The organism is Komagataeibacter ossonobensis (assembly GCF_057359305.1).
In genome coordinates this window covers 82,732-100,772 of the sequence record NZ_JBXAYQ010000004.1, presented here as the reverse complement: position 1 = coordinate 100,772, position 18,041 = coordinate 82,732, and the positions used below count along the sequence as shown (strand labels likewise).

General features: G+C 61.2%; 15 protein-coding genes. 10 read left to right on the top strand and 5 right to left on the bottom strand.

Annotated elements, in window-relative coordinates:
* Window positions 1–150 precede the first annotated feature (150 nt).
* Together AC1RQ9_RS05680 and AC1RQ9_RS05675 are read left to right on the top strand one after the other, a co-directional pair.
* On the top strand, window positions 151–954 hold the full coding sequence (locus AC1RQ9_RS05680; protein ID WP_485985947.1) for a 2-keto-4-pentenoate hydratase: 804 nt from the start codon (window positions 151–153) through the stop codon (window positions 952–954).
* A gap of 35 nt (window positions 955–989) precedes the next feature.
* A complete protein-coding gene (locus AC1RQ9_RS05675; RefSeq protein WP_485985946.1) occupies window positions 990–1,919 on the top strand; it encodes a 2-hydroxyacid dehydrogenase in 930 nt (309 codons plus the stop codon).
* 144 nt (window positions 1,920–2,063) lie between these two features.
* Here the strand turns inward: AC1RQ9_RS05675 and AC1RQ9_RS05670 are convergent, their stop codons facing one another.
* Together AC1RQ9_RS05670 and AC1RQ9_RS05665 are read right to left on the bottom strand one after the other, a co-directional pair.
* The gene (locus tag AC1RQ9_RS05670; RefSeq protein ID WP_485985945.1) at window positions 2,064–3,080 is read right to left on the bottom strand and encodes an LLM class flavin-dependent oxidoreductase; all 1,017 of its coding nucleotides are present in this window, start codon (window positions 3,078–3,080) and stop codon (window positions 2,064–2,066) included.
* A 4-nt stretch (window positions 3,081–3,084) separates the two neighbouring features.
* A complete protein-coding gene (locus tag AC1RQ9_RS05665) occupies window positions 3,085–3,351 on the bottom strand; it encodes a hypothetical protein (RefSeq protein WP_485985944.1) in 267 nt (88 codons plus the stop codon).
* Window positions 3,352–3,480: 129 nt separating this feature from the next.
* Here AC1RQ9_RS05665 and AC1RQ9_RS05660 point away from each other — a divergent pair, with 129 nt between their 5' ends.
* Window positions 3,481–3,669 carry a hypothetical protein gene (locus AC1RQ9_RS05660; RefSeq protein WP_010508502.1) on the top strand — a complete coding sequence of 63 codons (189 nt, stop codon included), beginning with the start codon at window positions 3,481–3,483 and terminating at the stop codon, window positions 3,667–3,669.
* Between the two features lie 18 nt (window positions 3,670–3,687).
* On the opposite strand, the gene panS is transcribed toward AC1RQ9_RS05660, so the two are convergent.
* Window positions 3,688–4,608 carry a ketopantoate/pantoate/pantothenate transporter PanS gene (gene panS / locus AC1RQ9_RS05655; RefSeq protein ID WP_485985943.1) on the bottom strand — a complete coding sequence of 307 codons (921 nt, stop codon included), beginning with the start codon at window positions 4,606–4,608 and terminating at the stop codon, window positions 3,688–3,690.
* 252 nt (window positions 4,609–4,860) lie between these two features.
* Between panS and AC1RQ9_RS05650 the strand changes: the two genes are divergently transcribed.
* The 3 genes from AC1RQ9_RS05650 (at window position 4,861) to AC1RQ9_RS05640 (ending at window position 9,358) form a co-directional block, all read left to right on the top strand.
* A complete protein-coding gene (locus AC1RQ9_RS05650) occupies window positions 4,861–6,786 on the top strand; it encodes an N-acyl-D-amino-acid deacylase family protein (protein ID WP_485985942.1) in 1,926 nt (641 codons plus the stop codon).
* A gap of 183 nt (window positions 6,787–6,969) precedes the next feature.
* Complete coding sequence (locus AC1RQ9_RS05645) at window positions 6,970–8,133, top strand: OprO/OprP family phosphate-selective porin (RefSeq protein WP_485985940.1); 1,164 nt, start codon at window positions 6,970–6,972, stop codon at window positions 8,131–8,133.
* 394 nt (window positions 8,134–8,527) lie between these two features.
* A complete protein-coding gene (locus tag AC1RQ9_RS05640) occupies window positions 8,528–9,358 on the top strand; it encodes a DODA-type extradiol aromatic ring-opening family dioxygenase (protein ID WP_485985939.1) in 831 nt (276 codons plus the stop codon).
* 116 nt (window positions 9,359–9,474) lie between these two features.
* On the opposite strand, the gene AC1RQ9_RS05635 is transcribed toward AC1RQ9_RS05640, so the two are convergent.
* Window positions 9,475–10,116 carry a TetR/AcrR family transcriptional regulator gene (locus AC1RQ9_RS05635; protein ID WP_485985938.1) on the bottom strand — a complete coding sequence of 214 codons (642 nt, stop codon included), beginning with the start codon at window positions 10,114–10,116 and terminating at the stop codon, window positions 9,475–9,477.
* A 116-nt stretch (window positions 10,117–10,232) separates the two neighbouring features.
* Between AC1RQ9_RS05635 and AC1RQ9_RS05630 the strand changes: the two genes are divergently transcribed.
* From AC1RQ9_RS05630 to AC1RQ9_RS05615, 4 genes are all read left to right on the top strand, one after another.
* Window positions 10,233–11,396, top strand: coding sequence for an HlyD family secretion protein (locus tag AC1RQ9_RS05630; RefSeq protein ID WP_485985937.1), 1,164 nt, complete (start codon window positions 10,233–10,235; stop codon window positions 11,394–11,396).
* Window positions 11,393–12,928 carry an MDR family MFS transporter gene (locus AC1RQ9_RS05625; protein ID WP_485985936.1) on the top strand — a complete coding sequence of 512 codons (1,536 nt, stop codon included), beginning with the start codon at window positions 11,393–11,395 and terminating at the stop codon, window positions 12,926–12,928. Before AC1RQ9_RS05630 ends, AC1RQ9_RS05625 begins: the two co-directional genes overlap by 4 nt.
* Before the next feature lie 5 nt (window positions 12,929–12,933).
* The gene (locus AC1RQ9_RS05620) at window positions 12,934–14,448 is read left to right on the top strand and encodes an efflux transporter outer membrane subunit (protein WP_485985935.1); all 1,515 of its coding nucleotides are present in this window, start codon (window positions 12,934–12,936) and stop codon (window positions 14,446–14,448) included.
* Window positions 14,449–14,757: 309 nt separating this feature from the next.
* Window positions 14,758–16,332, top strand: coding sequence for a glucoamylase family protein (locus tag AC1RQ9_RS05615; RefSeq protein WP_485985934.1), 1,575 nt, complete (start codon window positions 14,758–14,760; stop codon window positions 16,330–16,332).
* A 126-nt stretch (window positions 16,333–16,458) separates the two neighbouring features.
* Here the strand turns inward: AC1RQ9_RS05615 and AC1RQ9_RS05610 are convergent, their stop codons facing one another.
* Window positions 16,459–17,850, bottom strand: a complete 1,392-nt coding sequence (locus AC1RQ9_RS05610; RefSeq protein WP_193731628.1) for an NAD-dependent succinate-semialdehyde dehydrogenase — start codon at window positions 17,848–17,850, stop codon at window positions 16,459–16,461.
* Between the last annotated feature and the right edge of the window lie 191 nt (window positions 17,851–18,041).

Genomic DNA, 18,041 nt, shown 5'->3' with positions numbered 1-18,041 from the left:
AAGTTTTTGGGTGTCGCCTTTTTTCAGAAAGGCGGCGTCTTTCGAAGCTTTTTGAAAAAAGCCTCACCAAAAACTTTTGACGGTTCCGGGCGGCGTCCTGTCGGCCCCACGGGGCAAGTCTCCGGTCGTGGCATGGCGTGCGCAGGTGTAATGTGCCATCGTGCCGGGGCCATGACCGTATCGGGAGACACACTTTCCATGCCTGCAACCACCAGCCTGCCTGAACTGCTCCTTGCCATACGGTGCGGCCGGTTGTCCCCGCCCGCCAGCGTGGACGAAACCTTGGTACCGGCCACGGAGGCGGAAGCTTACGCCGTGCAGGACACGGTGGGACGGTCACTTGGCCCGGTTGGCGGCTGGAAGGTAGGCGCGTCCGACCCGGACGCCGAACCCGCCTGCGCACCCATCCATACCGCAACCATTTTCAATGATGGCGCGACCGTCCCGGCGGATACCTGCCGCCATCTGGGGGTCGAGGCCGAAATCGGCTACCGTTTCGCCCGCGCTCTGCCCCCAAGGTCCACGCCATGGACACGTGATGAGGTGCTGGACGCCATCGGCACGGCCCATCCGGTCATCGAGATCCTCGATACCCGCTTCGCCCGGCCCGGCTCCCTGCATAAACTGCTGCATGCCGCCGACCAGCAGAGCCATGGCGCCATGATCGTAGGTCCCGGCACCCCCACGTGGCGCACGCTTGACCCGGTACGTGAACGCGTGGTGCTGCGGATTGATGGCAAGGTCGCGATGGATCATATCGGTGGCAATGCGGCGGGCGACCCGCTGCGCATGCTGGTCTGGCTGGCCAATCATGCCGCCCGGCGCGGCATGGGCATTGATGCTGGCTGCGTGGTGACAACCGGTTCCACCACCGGCACCATTTTTGTCGCACATGGCACGGATGTCGAAGCCAGTTTCCCCGCATTGGGGTCGGTACGTGCCCACCTGGCCTGACCCCCTCGCCGTCCCGCCCGCAAGAAAGATCTGACATGAAACCCGATATCCTGCTGCTTGAACCCATGATGCCTGAAATCGAGAAACAGCTTGATGCGGCCTATAACGTCCATCGCCCGACAGCGGGTGAACCGTTGGACAAAATCGCCGGATCGATACGCGGCATTGCAACCGGTGGCGGCACGGGCGTGCCCCGCGCTGTCATGGACACCCTGCCCCATCTTGAGATCATCGCCATCAACGGCATTGGTACGGACGCCGTTGACCTGAATGAAGCAAAGCGACGCGGCATCCATGTCACCATCACGCCGGGCGTGCTGACCGATGACGTGGCGGACATGGCCATGGGCCTGCTGCTGTCGCTGCTGCGTGGCCTGCCGGCGGCGGACCGTTACGTACGTGATGGCGGATGGGGCAGCAGGCCCATGCCACCGCTGGGCCACAGGGTATCGGGGCGCAGGCTGGGCATACTGGGCATGGGCCATGTGGGACAGGCCGTGGCGACACGCGCCAGTGCATTCGGCATGCCGGTTTCCTATACCGACCGCCGTGACAAGAACCTGCCCGGTTATACGTTCGTCCCGGAACTGCTGACCCTTGCACGCCACAGCGATGTGCTGGTGGTGGCGGCCTCCGGCGGGGCGGGGTCACGGCATCTGGTCAACCAGCAGGTCCTTGATGCGCTGGGTCCGGATGGTGTGCTGATCAACGTGGCGCGCGGGTCGGTAGTGGATGAAGCTGCCCTTGTCACGGCCCTTGCGGATGGAACACTGGGTGGCGCGGGACTGGATGTGTTCGAACATGAACCCGACGTGCCCGAGGCGCTGCGTACCTCATCCCATACCGTCCTGCAGCCCCACCGCGCCAGTGCCACGGTGGAAACCCGTCTGGCAATGGGAAAGCTGGTCGTGGAAAATCTTGCTGCCCATTTTACGGGCAGGCCATTGCTGACGCCAGTGATCTGAACAGGCTTTTAAAACCAGATGGCTGTTTGAAAAGAACTTGAAAATAAAAGTTTTTGGATGCTGCCTTTTTTAAAAAAGGCAGCATCTTTCAAAGCTTTTTGAAATAATACTTACCAAAAACTTCTTTTAAACCTAAAGGATGCTTCAAGGGCTGACGTGTAAATGCGACGATAGCGTGGCCTGCATGGCGGCGGTCAGTTCAAGGGCATGCCGCCGCAGCCCATGGTCATGAATGGGCAGCGCAACCAGAAGTTCATCGGGTTCATGCCGGGCAATGAAATCGCGTAGCCGTGGCGTAATGGACCGGACTGAACCCGCAAACGTACATGACAGGGTCTGGTCCACCATCTCCTGTTCCGCTGGCGACCACAGGCCGGTGGTATCCGCAACCGGCGGGGGAAAGGCAATGGGCCGTCCCCGGCGCAGGGCAATGAAATACTGTTGCAGGGAGGTCGCCAGCAACGCGCCTTCTTCTTCCCTGTCCGCTGCGATGATGTTCACGCCCAGCATGACGTGGGGCCTGGGGCAACGGTCCGAGGGTTCAAACCGGGCACGGTAAAGACTGATCGCCTCCGCCATCTGTCCCGGTGCGAAATGGGATGCAAAGGCATAGGGCAGGCCAAGCCGTGCGGCCAGCACCGCTGAAAACAGCGATGACCCCAGCAGCCATACCGGCACCCGCAGGCCCATGCCGGGTATGGCGTGGACCATATGGGTGTCCATGGGATCGGCCGGTTCAAAATAATGCAGCAGTTCGACCACATCGGACGCAAAGCGTTCGGGCGCGTGCGGGTCACGACGCAGGGCGCGGGCCGTGCGCTGGTCCGCCCCTGGCGCACGGCCAAGGCCAAGGTCAATCCGGCCGGGAAACAGGGTTTCCAGCGTGCCGAACTGTTCGACGATTACCAGCGGGGAATGATTGGGCAGCATGACGCCACCTGCGCCAACACGGATGCGCGTTGTCGCCGCCGCCACCTGCCCGATCAGGATACCCGTGGCAGCAGACGCAATGCCGGGCATGGCATGGTGTTCAGCCAGCCAGTAGCGCGCGAACCCGAGGTCATCGGCCCGTTGCGCCAGATCCAGTGTATTGCGGAAGGCATCGCCCGCGCTCCCACCGCGCGTAATAAGGGACAGGTCAAGGACGGAAAACGGGATCACACCATTACCTCAGCACGAATAATACAGGCCAGTCAGGAAGATATGGGGCGAAACCACATGAAATCCAGTTCAGGGATAGTGGGCAGACCATTGTGAAATAATTCATCAATAAAAAACAATAAAAGCTTTTGGATGCTGCTTTTCCAAGGCCGCGGTCTTTGACGCTTTTTGCAAAAAACTTCTTATGACCTGAAACTGGTAAAAAAACTGCGGAAATCAAGGAATCTGGCATCCGGATATCGGGACGCGCAACCGCCATATCCAGTAACATGATAATCTCCGGACCGCCCTGACCGGCTTTATTTAATGATCTTTCGCGCCCCGCACATGCGCCCCCGCATACAGGAACCATCCCCGTGATGGCCCGTTGGATCAGCAGGCATCTAGCGGAGTATATCCCATGCTGACCCTTCTTATCATTGCCCTCATCATCTTCGCCATTGGCGGAGGTGGCTATGGTTACCGCTCAGGCTGGTACGGCGGGCCGCGGGGAACCGGCTTCAACGGCCTTGGCCTGCTACCGATCATCCTGCTGGTCGTCGCGCTTTTTTTGTTGCTACACACGCCTGGTAATGCACCGCCGCCGTGATGGTAACGGTGCATGGGGTCACGGGCGGTCGTCGCGTGGGGGCCGCCCCGCCCACAGCGCGGCAAGGACTGACCCCGATATGTTGTGCCATACGGAAAATACCGCCCCCGGCAGCGCCGCCAGCGGGGAGAAATACAGCCGCCCCAATGTCGCGGCCAGACCGGAATTCTGCATGCCGACCTCCAGCGCCAGCGTGCGGCATACGCTTTCGTCAAAGCCCAGCAGGCGGCCACCCCAGTACCCACCCAGCAGCCCGACCGCATTGTGCAGCACCACCCCCACCAGCACCAGCGGCCCCACTGCTGCAAGCGACGGGCGCGCGCCCGCCACGATGCTGCCGATGATCGTCATGATCGACACCATGGCCACCAGCGGCAGCACCGGCTCAACCCGCCGGACCAGACGGGGACAGGCGGTGTTGACCACCACCCCGCCCATGACCGGCAGGGCCACGATTTCGACAATGCTGCGGAACAGCCCCCAGCTATCGACACTGACACCGGCCGAGACATAAAACCGTGTCAGCACCGGGGTCGCCACGATCCCGACCAGCGTGGACAGCGTGCTGATGCTGACAGACAGTGCTACATCCCCGCGTGACAGGTAGATCATGACATTGGACGCCGTACCGCTGGAAACACAGCCCACCAGTACCATGCCGGTGGTGATCATGGGCGGCATGCCCAGCATGTGCACAATCCCCCATGCGGCCAATGGCATGACAAGATAGTGCAGCACGACACCGGCGATGACAGGCTGCGGCCTGCGCGCGATGCGCACGAAATCCCCCGCCGTCAGCGTCACCCCCATGGTGAACATGATGAAGGCGAGCAACGGCGTGATGGCAGGCGTCAATGCCACGAACGGCGCGGGCGCCATAATCGCCATGGTCGAGACAAGGATCGCCCATAGCGGAAACAGCCGTGTCAGGGGCGCCATGTCATGTTCCGTATATGCGGCATAGGTTCACCCTGCGCTTCCTGCCTGTCCGTGCGGGATGCCTGAATACGCATTGACCGGCGATATGACCAGAGCACACGACAGGTGGTGGATGATTTTGTGCCGCTTCCCGCACAGTAACACGCAACCTTTCCCCCTGCCCGGCTGTTATCGTGACTGTGCGGGACGCCACCCGTGGCCCGCCATGGCATGGGTCCTGCCGTGCCCACATTCCGACATGGGGAGACATGCGTGCCCGACACCGTTTACCGCAACGCGCTTTTTTTTGACGGCACGGGCAGCCATCCTGTCATTTCCGACGTTGCCGTATCTGATGGCCGGGTCGCGGCAATCGGCCCATCGCTGGAGTGGGATGAAAACGCGACACAGGTGGATTGCACCGGCCAGTGGCTGATGCCGGGGCTGCTGGATATCCATACCCATCTGGACCTTGAACTGGAACTGGCCCCCGAGCTGCCCGAAGTGGTGCGCCATGGCACCACCACGGTGGTGATCGGCAACTGTTCCATCGGGGTGACCTATGGCCATCAGCGCAGCGCGGGGGAAGATCCCGTCGTGGACTGCTTCGCCCGCGTGGAAAACATGCCAAAACCCGTGCTGGCCCGCGTGGCGGATGCCTGCACATGGACGGATTCACAGGGATATCTGGACCATCTTTCCGGCCTGAAGCTTGGCGCCAATGTCGTCCCGCTCATTCCCCATTCCATGCTGCGCATTGCGGTCATGGGACTGCAGCAGTCCATTACCCGGCCCCCCACCAAACGCGAACGTGCGCAGATGGAACGTCTGGTGGATGCAGGCATGGCGCAGGGTTATGCAGGGTTTTCCACCGATGCCCTGCCCTTTCATTTCCTGGCCAACAACCCGCACAAGAAACGCAAGATCCCCACCCAGTACGCCAGCTACCGCGAACTGGCGCAACTGACCAATGTCGTACGCCGCTACGGGCGCGTATGGCAGGCAACCCCGCCCAAGGATGATATCATCGAGGCGGTACGCACCTTCCTGCTGACCAGCGGGCGGCTGTTCGGTCGTCCGCTGCGCACCACGGTGCTGGCGGCAATCGACCTGCGGACCAATCGCGCCGCGGTCACGATGTGCCTTATGCTGTCCGCCATCCTCAATTCCCGGCTGCTGGAGGGGATCTTCCGTTTTCAGGTGCTGTCGGGCACGTTCCGGATATGGAGCGACGGGGCCATCAACCCCATAGCGGACGAAATACCCGAACTGCGCGCCCTGAATGAACTGGAACTGGATGACCGGGCGGGACGCCTGCGTATTCTGGATGACCCGCAATGGATCGCGTCCTTCCGCGCAATGTGGCTGAAGGGCAGGACGGGATGGTCGATTGCAAGGCTGCGGCGCCTGCTGCGGCTGGAGGACACGGTGCTGACCCGGCGTCTGGCGGATATGAAGGTGGCCGAATGTCCCCTGCCCCTGTGGCAGGGCGAAACACTGCAATATCCCTATCACCGCCTGCGGCAGTGGCAGGCGACAGGGGGACGCCATGGGGCGGTCAATGCGGAAGAAGCCGCGTTTTTCGCAACCTTTCCCAATCCCATCGAGGATGACGCCGCTTTCTTGATCCACCTGCTGCGGCAATGGGATACGGACCTGCGATGGGAGACGACTTTTGCCAACCGCAATCCGGTCACGCTGAAAAAACTGCTGTTCAACCCCCATACACTGCCGGGGTTCAATGACAGTGGCGCGCATCTGGCCAATATCGCCTTTTATGACGGCAACCTGCGGACCCTGAAAATCGCCCAGCCTGACGGGCCGCAGCAGGTGGCGACTGCCGTCCACCGCCTGACCGGCCTGCCCGCTGGCTTTTTCAACCTCAATGCAGGTGTGCTGAAGGTGGGCGCGCAGGCGGATCTGTGCGTGATCGACCCCGATGCCCTGCGTCAGTGGGATCCGGAAAAAACCTATGAATTCGTCTATCGCAGCGCATTCGGCTGCCGTCAGGTCATCAACCGGCCACCCGGCGTCGTGCGCCATGTCATGGTCGCGGGCCGGACGGCATGGACCGATGGCGCGTACACCCGTGACTTTGGCCAGACGGCCTTTGGCCGCGTCATGCGCGCGAAAGACCACCCGGATGAACGCCGCTCCCGCCCACATGCCCCACGGACGACATCAACCGGGCAATCATAACGGCCCACCTGCCTGTCCCCACGCGCCTGTTTCACGATGGGCAACACCCACCCGCACATATTTGATCGCCTCCCCTCCCGCATGTTCATGCTATGGGGCTGCGGATCCGCCCCGATGCGTTGCGTGGAGAATGTCGTCCCTTTGTCATGCCGATTGCAAGCCGGGTCCGCGTTATGTGCCTTCGTGCTGCTATACGCTGGCCCTACCCACGCGCAGAGCGTACCCACCATTGACCTGCATGGCGTGACCATAAAGCCCTATGCAACGGACCAGCTTGATGTAGGCGGGTTTGCCGATGCGTCCCCCGCCCATCCGGGCACGGGGGCACGGGGCGCGCGCATGCGCAATGGTGTGCGGCTGAATATCCACAAACAGGTTGAAATCGGGGCCATATGGGATTTCGGTCCCGCGCCCGGTGGGCCAATGCGCCTGTTTGAAGGTCAGGTTTCCTATGTCGGGCTGCAGCATTTCGTATTCACGGCAGGGATTTTCAAGCCCAGCTTCGGCCTTGAATCCATGCAGGCGCAGGGCGATACCGTCTTTATCGAACGTTCCAGCATCTCCACCCTGACGCGCAACCTGGCCACGGGTATCGAACGGCAGGCGGTGCAGGCGGAAGCATACGGGAAACGCTACCATTTCGCCCTGTCTGCCACCGCAGGCACTGCGGGGCCGGGCGAAAACGGCAACCAGCGCGCCATGGCCTTCCGCCTTGTCGGCCTGCCGGTGCGCACGCGCTCCGTGCTGTTCCATCTGGGATTTTCGGGGGAATGGGTCTTCCGCCCGGCTTCCGCACGCAACGCCGCCCCCGCGCTGTCATTGTCCGACAACCCGGAAATCAATCCGGGGACGGTTTCAAAATACCTCGATACAGGAAAGATCCTGTCTGACAGCGGGGGGGCCTTCGGGGTGGAGGCAGCCGTGTCATGGAAAAGACTGCTGTTTCAGGGCGAGGCCTATGACATCCTGCTGAACAGCCACATCCATAACGATAGCGAGCAGTTACGCTTTCACGGGTGGTACGGACAGCTTGGCTACACCATCAATGGAAAGCAGAGGGAATGGAAGGGACGCACGGCGGCGTTTTCCGCGCCGTCATGCGACAGGAAACAGAGCGTGCTGTGTAACGGCTATGGCGTGCTGGAAATCGCGGCCCGCTATTCACAGGTCGATCTTGAATCCGGCCCCATACATGGCGGCGACCAGCAGACCGGGTCACTGGCCGTGAACTGGTGGCCCACGGGTATCATCCGCACGACCGTGCAGTATGAATACGGGCAGGTCACGCGCACGCCGTCTGCCGAACATTTTCATGCGGTCATGTCCATGTTCCAGATAAAATTCTGAAAGACCGTTTTAAAAAATAAGACGCTTTCTGAAAAAAGCTTCACCAGAAACTTTCTTATGATTGCAGGATGTTTTCAGATCTGATTTTCCAAAAAGACGGTGTTTCGGGAAATATCCAAAAATGTCCTTCCGGACAGCCCGGCAGTCCCCTCCGCCGGTCACGCAACAGCTGGCACACCCACACCTATTTCCCGTAACGTACCCGCCAGCAAGGCGTTGATTCCGATACGGTAGGAATGAACAGATCATAAGGAAGTTTGTGACGGGCTTTTTTCGGAACGCTTCGAAACACGCCGCCTTTTTGAAAAAAGATGGCGTCCGAAAACTTTTATAGTTTTTAACAATTCATTGTTTTCAAACAGCTTCTCATGACCACGACAGGGAAATAACCGGCATGGAACAGCAACCCGGCCCCCAGACTGATACGGCACGGCCACGGCAGCCGGTCCTGTTCCTACCCCATGGCGGGGGGCCATGCTTCTTCATGGACTGGCCAGATACATGGGACCATATGGCAGCCTACCTGCGTGGGGTGGCTGCCACCCTGCCCCGGCGTCCTGACGGGATCGTGGTCATGTCCAGCCATTGGGAAACGGGAATGCCCACGGTGACATCCGGCGCGCACCCACCACTGATCTATGATTATTCCGGCTTTCCGCCCCATACATACCAGCTACGTTATCCCGCGCCGGGTTCCCCCCGGCTTGCGGCACAGGTGTGCGCCCTGCTGGACAGGGCGGGCATCACCAGCGCGCAGGATCCGGAACGGGGATTTGACCATGGCGTGTTCATACCGTTCATGCTGGCATTTCCGCAGGCGGATATCCCGATTGTCGAACTGTCGCTGCAACGCAACCTGAACGCCGCGATGGAAATACGGACCGGGGCGGCATTGCAGACGCTGCGCGCACAGAACGTACTGATCGTGGGTACGGGCATGACGTATCATAACCTGCATCACCTTATGGCACAGAACCCGCAATCAAACACCGTATCGCAGGAGTTCGACACATGGCTGACCCATGCGGTGGAATCCCCGCCGGACATACGGACCGAAGCCCTGACGCAATGGACCCACGCACCGGGCGCACGGATCTGCCACCCCCGGCCCGAACACCTGCTGCCGCTCATGTTCGCCGCGGGTGCGGCCGGGACGGACCGGGGCGTGCGTGATTACAGCGATACCGTCATGGGCAAGGCGCTGTCAGGTTTCCGGTTTGGCTGATGGGGTGACTTTTTCCCCTGCTGCATCTGGGTTCACGCCCTGTTCCGGCATGTTTCAGGCGTCAGCGGCACATTACAGCTTGATCCTGCCGGGCCGGATGCGCTGTATCCGGCCCCTCAATCTGCCACCCCGCGCAGGAACATGGACCATGCCGCCTCCAGAAACGCGGCGCGTGCCGCCATGTCGTGCAGGGGGTAAAGCCCCAGCAGGCGCTGCTGGATCGGCCATCCGGTCATGATCCCGGTCAGCAGGCGGGATGTGTTTTCGTTATCGGTGCCACTGCGGATCTGCCCTGCCGCCACGGCGGCGGTCAGCAGTGTCGTGATCCGACCGTGAAAAGGGGCGACGATTTCATCCATGGCATGGTCGATCAGGCCGGGATAGCGATAGCCATCCGCGATCATCATGCGGTACGTGGCGATCACGTTGTCCCGCATGATGAAATCAAGCAGCATCCGGCAGACTTCCTTCAGCGCCTGCAACGGATCAAGCAGGGAGGCTTCCGTATCCGTTTCCAGCAATGAGGCGCTGAGATGCGTGATGACCGCCTTGAACAGGGCTTCCTTGGAGGCATAGCGGTGATAGATCGTCTGCTTGCTGGCCCCCGCCGCACGCGCGATCTGCCCCATTGATGTCCCGGCGTAACCATTGGCGATGAACAGCCTGCCCGCCACGTCCAGCAGGTAGCGGTCCAGCCGGGCAGAATCCTCGGGCGTCGGGCGGCCTGAACGGCGCGGCTTGCCCAGCATGGTCGACATTACAGCTTTCCCGTTTCCAACATGTTTTGCCGCAACTGTGCGGCCATATGTGGCTTGACCACGCGGAATTGTCCACCTAACAAAACCGTACCGAACCGTTCCATATATGGTGGCGCATGCCTGATACTTCACCGACCGACCCGTCCCCCTCAGGCCAGCCTGCCTCGTCCGGCGCGCCACAACCCGATACGAAAAAACCGGCTGACCCGCGCAAGGCTGCGATACGCAAGCTGGTTGTGGCATGCATTGCCGGTGTTGCCGTGGTCGCATTCGTGGCGTGGCTGGTCCAGTGGTGGCTGCATGGGCGCTTCATCCAGTCCACCAATGATGCGTACCTGCAGGCCGATCAGGTCACGGTGTCCACCCGCGTGGCGGGCTTTGTCGATCAGGTGCTGGTGGCCGAAAACCAGCCGGTGACGAAGGGACAGGTGCTGGTACGCATGGATGAACGCGACCCCCGCGCCCGTTTTGAACAGGCCCGCGCGCTGGCCGATCAGGGCAATGCCGCGATCATCCAGACCAAGGCCCAGATCGATGCGCAGGATGCCGAAATCGCACAGGCGCAGGCCCGGCGCGATGCAGCGCAGGCCCAGGTCGATTTTGCCGACCGGCAGGTTGCCCGCTACCGTACGCTGGCCGCCACGGGGGCGGAAACGAACGAACATTACGACCAGCTGCGCAACAGCAGCGCACAGGCCCATGCCCAGCTGGCGCAGGCCACCGCCGCCCTGAAATCGGCCCAGTTGCAGATCGCCACCTTCCGCGCGGAAATCCTGCAGGCACAAGCCCGTATTGAACAGGCCATTGCCCAGCAGCGTTCCGCGCAGGTGGATCTGGACGCCACCACCATCCGCGCCGCAGTGGACGGGCGCGTGGGCGACCGCAGTGCGCGCGTGGGGCAGTATGCCGCCGTTGGCACGCACATGATGACCATCGTGCCGGTGCAGGACATCTATCTGGTGGCCAATTTCAAGGAAACGCAGATCCGCCGCATGCGCGCAGGCCAGCCGGTCCGGGTATCGGTCGATGCGCTGGGCGGTGAGACAATACACGGCACGGTCGAAAGCTTCGCGCCGGGCACGGGCGCGCAGTTCGCCCTGCTGCCGCCTGACAACGCGACCGGCAATTTCACCAAGGTGGTGCAGCGCGTGCCAGTGCGCATCCATATCCAGCCCGATGCGGCACAACGCGTGGTGCTGATCCCCGGCCTGTCGGTCACGGCGGCGGTTGATACATCCGTAGCCGTCAATGACCCCGCCCCCACCGGTAACGGGTCGTGAGCATTCAGCCACCAGATGATGGCAGCCCCGCCGCCGTCCCGCAGAAAGCGGACGCGGCGGCATGGCTGGCGGTAGCGGCGGGCACCATTGGTGCGCTGATGGCGACGCTGGATACCTCCATCGTCAATTCGGCCCTGCCCACCATCCAGGGCGAAATCGGGGCGTCGAGCAGCGAGGGCACATGGGTCACCACGGCCTACCTTGTGGCTGAAATCGTCATGATCCCGCTGGCCGGATGGTTCGAACGCATATTCAAGCTGCGCAATTTCCTGCTGATCGCAGCCGTGCTGTTCACCATCTTTTCCATGTGGTGCGGGCTGTCGCCCAACCTCATGCATATGATCATTGGCCGCGTGGGACAGGGCTTTACCGGCGGGGCCATGATCCCCACCGCCATGACCATCGTGGCGACACGCCTGCCGCCAGCCCAGCGCCCGGTGGGCATTGCCCTGTTTGGCATGACCGCCGTCCTTGGGCCGGTGATCGGGCCGGTCATTGGCGGGTGGCTGACGGAAAACCTCAGCTGGCATTATGCCTTCTTCCTCAACCTGCCCATCAGTATCGGGCTGGGCATCCTGCTGTTTGTCGGCCTGCCTGCGGGTAAAATTGACTGGGGCGAATTCCGCAATACCGATTATTACGGACTGGCGGGGCTGGTACTGGGGCTGGGCGGTCTTACGGTGGTGCTGGAGGAAGGGCAGCGTGAACGCTGGTTTGAATCCGACATGATCCGTGAACTCAGCATCATGTCCGCCATTGGCATGATCCTGCTGGTCATCGGGCAGTTCCGTTCACGCCAGCCGGTCATTCACCTGAAAATCCTGTTGCAGAAAAGCTTTTTCGGGGTGTTTGTCCTCAGCCTCGGGGTGGGTGGCGCGCTGTATGGCATCCTGTACCTGATCCCGCAGTTCCTTGCCGGCGTCCCCGACTACAATTCCGAACAGTCGGGCGTCGTGGCGGCCATAAGCGGCATTCCCACCCTGCTTATGCTGGCGGTATTTCCCATTCTGGTGCGCAAGCTGGATATCCGGCTGGCCATCGCGTTTGGCATGTTCCTGTATGTCGTCAGCTGTTTCATGAACGCGCATCTGTCACCGGACAGCGCGGGGCCGCATTTTTTCTGGTCACAGGTGGTGCGTGGCTTTGCGCAGTTCTTCTCGCTGCTGTTCCTCAATCAGGCGGCGACCAGCGCTGTGCCCATACAGTATGCTGAAGATGCATCCGGCCTGTTCAATGCAGCGCGTAACCTTGGCGGTTCGTTCGGGCTGGCGGCGGTGGCTACCCTGCATGACCGCAGGATGGACCTGCATACCGCCCGTATCGAGGAAACGGTCACCGCCAATTCCGCGCTGGGGCAGGAATTCGTGCAGCATTACGGGCTGGCGCGCCTCAGCGCGCTGATTACCCGGCAGGCGACCGTCATGACCTATGGCGACCTGTTCTGGATATTCGGCATCGCCCTGCTGGTGATGATGCCGCTTGTTTTCCTTATCAAGCCAATGCCCAAAGACACCGGCATGACGGTGGGATGACAGACATGACCCCTTTCCTTCCGCTTCGTCACGCCCGCCATCTTGTGGCCGGCGCTGCCCTGGTCACGGTGCTTGCGGCGTGTTCCGTAGGCCCCGATTACAAGGGACCGCCGCATGTGGCCCCCGTGGCGGAACACGCAGCCACCTTCCACCGCGCCGATCCCGCGCTGACTACCGCGCAGGCCCCGCTGTCGCACTGGTGGGAAGGATTGAACGACCCGGTGCTGACGGATCTGGTCACCACCGCGCTGCGCAACAGCCCCGACATGAAACAGGCGGCGGCACGGCTGCATACCGCGCGTGCGACCCAGCGTGAACGCTTTGCCGGGTTCTTCCCCGGTGGCGGCATGGCCGCGTTCTGGGATCGTACGCGCCTGCCGACGGGGGATATCACATCCGTCCTTGGCGGCAGCGGGCAACCGGATGCCATGTCGCTGCCGCCTGCCATCAAGTCGGATTCCTATGGCGCAGGTTTTGACGCCAGCTGGGAAATCGACCCCTTTGGCGGCAACCGGCGCGGGTATGAGGGCGCACGCGCGCAAAGCGAGGCCCAGATGGCGCAGATGGCCGATACCCGGGTCCGGCTGGCGGCGGATGTGGGACGTAATTACGTCAGCCTGCGCGGTGTGCAGCACCGGCTTGCGCTCATGCAGCGGACCATTGAAATCGAGCAGAACATGCTGGACCTGACCCGCCAGCGCCGCATGCAGGGCACGGCGTCACAGGAAGATGTGGAACGCTTTTCAGGCCAGCTGTCACAGGTTCAGGCCGCCATTGCCCCGATGCAGGCCCAGCAGGCCGGGTATATGGACGCGCTGGCCACCCTGACTGGGCGCGAGGCGGGACAGCTTGATGCACAATTGTCCACACCCGTCCCCATTCCCCTGCCCCCTGCGGTGGTTCCCGTGGGCAATCCCGCCGACCTGTTGCGCAGACGTCCCGACATACGCGTGGCCGAACGTGACATTGCCGCCAACAATGCCCAGATCGGTCAGGCCATCGGGCAATATTTTCCCAAGATCAGCCTGTTCGGCACGGTTGGCTTCACCGCCGCCAACGGGCAGCGTTTCTTTTCGGGCGACAGCTTTTCCTACATGGGCGGGCCGACACTGGAATGGAGCATCCTGAACTTCGCCCGCACCAATTCGCGCGTTGGTGAGGCAAAAGGCGGTCGTGACGCGGCCCTTGCGCATTACCAGGGGGTTGTCCTGTCGGCGCTGCAGGATGCGGAAGGCGCGCTGTCGCGCTATGGCCACCAGCGCCAGTATGTACTGAAACTGCAGGATGCGCGCGGGGCGTCGGACCGGTCATGGACATTGGCACGGCAACGCCAGCGCGCGGGCACCCTGTCGGTCATTGACGCGCTGGATGTGGAACGCCAGCGCGTCCAGATCGAACAGGAACAGGCACAGGCGCAGGCCAGCATGACCAATGACTACATTGCCGTGCAGAAGGCGCTTGGCCTTGGCTGGGAATCCCCTGCCCCGCCGCCCGCGGCAGCCCGCACGGCGGGGCGTTAAGAAACGCATCGCGCCGGTCTTAAGAGGATATTTGAAACAGGCAGATCAGGAACGCCCTGCAATCATAAGAAAGTTTTTCGTGAAGCTTTTTTCAAAACGCGTTAGGAAACGCCGCCTTTTGGGGAAAAAGGCGGCACCAAAAAACTTTTATTTTTATTTATCAATGATTTATTTTTAAACAGTCTTTTTTACATAGGCAGAAGTTACACTTCGCAATGAAACTTCCCCCTGTTTGCGCCTGCGTGGATATTGCCACCGTCCTGATCTGAATTCATAAGGGCTGAACGGCCACGGGCGGGAGACTGAGTCTTGCATTCTGGACCAAGGGGAAGACACGCACGTGCCTTCCTGTCAGCCCTGATACTTGCCGTATCTTCTCCCGGCCTGTCCGCATATGCTGTCGATAATGGTGCAGGCCACGCGGCAGCAAGCCCGTCCGTTCCCCATGTATCCCCCGGTGAGGCGGATAGTGCCCTTGTGGATGATCTGGAACGCCGGACCTTCCGCTGGTTCTGGGATGCGGGGGATGCAAAAACGGGGCTGGTGCCTGACCGTTATCCGTCACCGCAGACATTGAGCAGCGTGGCCTCCATCGGCTTCGGGCTGACGGCCTATGGTATCGGGGCCAGCCGGGGCTATATCACCCGCACGCAGGCCATAACGCGGACGCTGGCCACCCTGCACGACCTTCTGGATGGACCGCAGAATGATACGGCAGACGGGGCGATGGGTTATCAGGGGTTTTACTACCACTTCCTCAACAAGGGGACGGGCCTGCGGTTCAATCACGATATCGAACTGTCCAGCATTGACACCGCACTTCTGATGCAGGGCGTGCTGTTCGCCCAGTCCTACTACGATCGCTCCACACCACGCGAAACCGAGATCCGCAACCTGGCGGACCAGCTGTACAAACGCGTCAACTGGCAGTGGATGACCCGCCCCGACAACCGGCTGAGCATGGGATGGAGTCCCGAACACGGCTTCATCCCCAGCTACTGGGAAGGCTATAGCGAGGGGATGATGGCCTATATCCTGGGCCTTGGTTCCCCCACCCATGCGCTGGCGCCCGTATCGTGGCAGGCGTGGCTGGCCACCAACAACCAGCGCTGGGGCGATTATTATGGCCAGACCTTCCTGAATTTCGCGCCGCTGTTCGGCCACCAGTACACCCATGCGTGGATCGATTTCCGCGGCATGCAGGACGCATGGGCGCGGGAAAAGCAGATCGATTACTTTGAAAACAGCCGGCGTGCCGTCTATGCCCAGCGGGCCTATGCCATTGCCAATCCCGGCAAGTGGCAGGATTACAGTGCAACGATGTGGGGCCTGACCGCCTGTGACGGTCCCGGTGACGTGACCCGTCAGATTGATGGGCAGTCACGGCATTTCCTGTCCTATTCCGCCCGTGGCGCGGGCCGCGACTATACGCAGGATGATGGCACCATAGCCCCCACCGCCGCTGCCGGATCCATTGCATTCGCACCTGAAATCGTGCTGCCGACGCTGCGGAACATGAAAAACCGGTACGGACAGAATATTTATGGACGTTACGGTTTCGTGGACGCGTTCAACCCCAGTTTCCGCAACGGGCAGACCTTCTGGACCGATCGGGAATATCTGGGCATCGATCAGGGTCCGATCCTGCTCATGATCGAAAACTGGCGCAGCGGTCTGGTGTGGAACGTGATGAAGCGCAACCCCTATATCCGCGCCGGGCTGGAACGCGCCGGGTTTGAAGGGGGATGGCTGCCCGCCCGGACCGCCATTGCAAAAATGGACCGGCCCGATACACGGACTTCGCAACTTGCCCCGCAATCCCCCACGACGGCGCCGACCAGTGATACCGCACGCGAACCGGCGGCCCCGGCCAACCCGTCGTAGTGTGTTTTTGACTGCATAAAAGACCGTTCGAAAATAAAAAGTCCTTGGGTGCCGCCTTTTTCCAAAAAGGCGGCGTTACCTGAAGCTTTTTGAAAAAAGCCTGACCAAAAACTTCTTTCAACCGGTTTACGGACCAGCATCAATCGGCACGACGTCAATCAGTTTCTTATTGACGAATTCCTGTATGCCCATGGAGGACAGTTCACGCCCGAACCCCGACCGCTTGACCCCGCCAAAGGGCAGGTCGGATGTCGTCCATGTGGGATGGTTGACATAGACCATGCCCGTCTCGATCTGTTCCGCCACCCGGATACCACGCGCCGTATCCGACGTAAAAACCGAACCGCCCAGCCCGTACGGGTTGTCATTGGCCAGGGCTATGGCCTCATCTTCATCGCGCACACGGAAGAACATGGCGACCGGCCCGAACAGTTCCTGATGGAAAACCGGGTTATCGGGCGTAATATCGGTCAGGATGCTGGTCTGTACGAACGCGCCCCGGTTGGGGGGCGTGGGGCCGACGCGCATGACCTTGGCACCGTTCTTGACCGCCAGTTCCACCTGTTCATTCAACTGATCGGCCGCCCCCTGCGATGACAGGGGCGGGACACCGCTTTTTTCATCCATCGGGTCCCCGGGGACGAGTTTGCCCAGTTCGGTCGCAAACCGGTCCAGAAAGGCATCGGCAATCGGGTCGGCCACAATAATGCGCTTGGCCGCAACACAGCACTGGCCACCGTTGTTCATGCGCCCCCAGACCGCCCATTTCACGGATTTTTCAAGGTCAGCATCTTCCAGCACGATGAAGGCGTCACTACCGCCCAGTTCCATGGTGGTCTTTTTCAGCGCCTTGCCTGCCTGTGACGCCACGATGGCCCCTGCCCCCTCGCTACCGGTCAGGGCGACGCCAATCACGCGGTCATCGGCAATGATCCTGCCCAACTGGTCGCGGGTGGCGTACAGGTTGGTATAAAGCCCTTCGGGGGCACCGGCATCACGGAACAACTGTTCAAACGCGGCCGCCGCCTGCGGCACGTTGGACGCATGCTTCACCACCACCACATTGCCCGCCATGAACTGTGGTCCCACCACGCGGGCCAGCTGGTAATAGGGGAAGTTCCATGGCTCGATGGCGAACAGGATGCCCAGTGGCTGGCTGACCACCATGGCCTGATCCCCGCGCCCGCTTTTTTCCTTCAGCTTCTGCGGGGCAAGGAAGGTTTCGGCATTATCGGCATAATATTGCAGGATATCGGCGGACAGTTCGACTTCCGCCAGACTTTCACGGTACAGCTTGCCCATTTCCAGCGTCAGCAGGCGGGCATACCTGTCTTTCTGCGTGCGCAGCAGATCGGCGGCCTTGCCTACAATGGCCGCGCGTCTGGCAAAGGGCAGTTTTGACCATTCCCTGTACGTTGCCTGGGCGCGGTCCAGCTTCTGCGCCAGTTCCGTGTCCGTCAGGTCGGGGAATGTTGCAATGGTCTCATTGGTAAACGGATTGACTGTCTTGTACGCCATTGGCCTGTCTCCATCCGGATCTTGAGGCAACAGGCGTGGTCCATGCGGGGCGTTGCACCCTAACCGGCCAACGCCGCCTTCATGCCGCCTGTGCGTGCAGAACGGCATGAAGGCGTCCGGGTTGCGTGGCATCTGCACATGTCAATACCTGACAAACCATAAAGAAGTTTCTGGTGAAGCGTTTTTCAAAG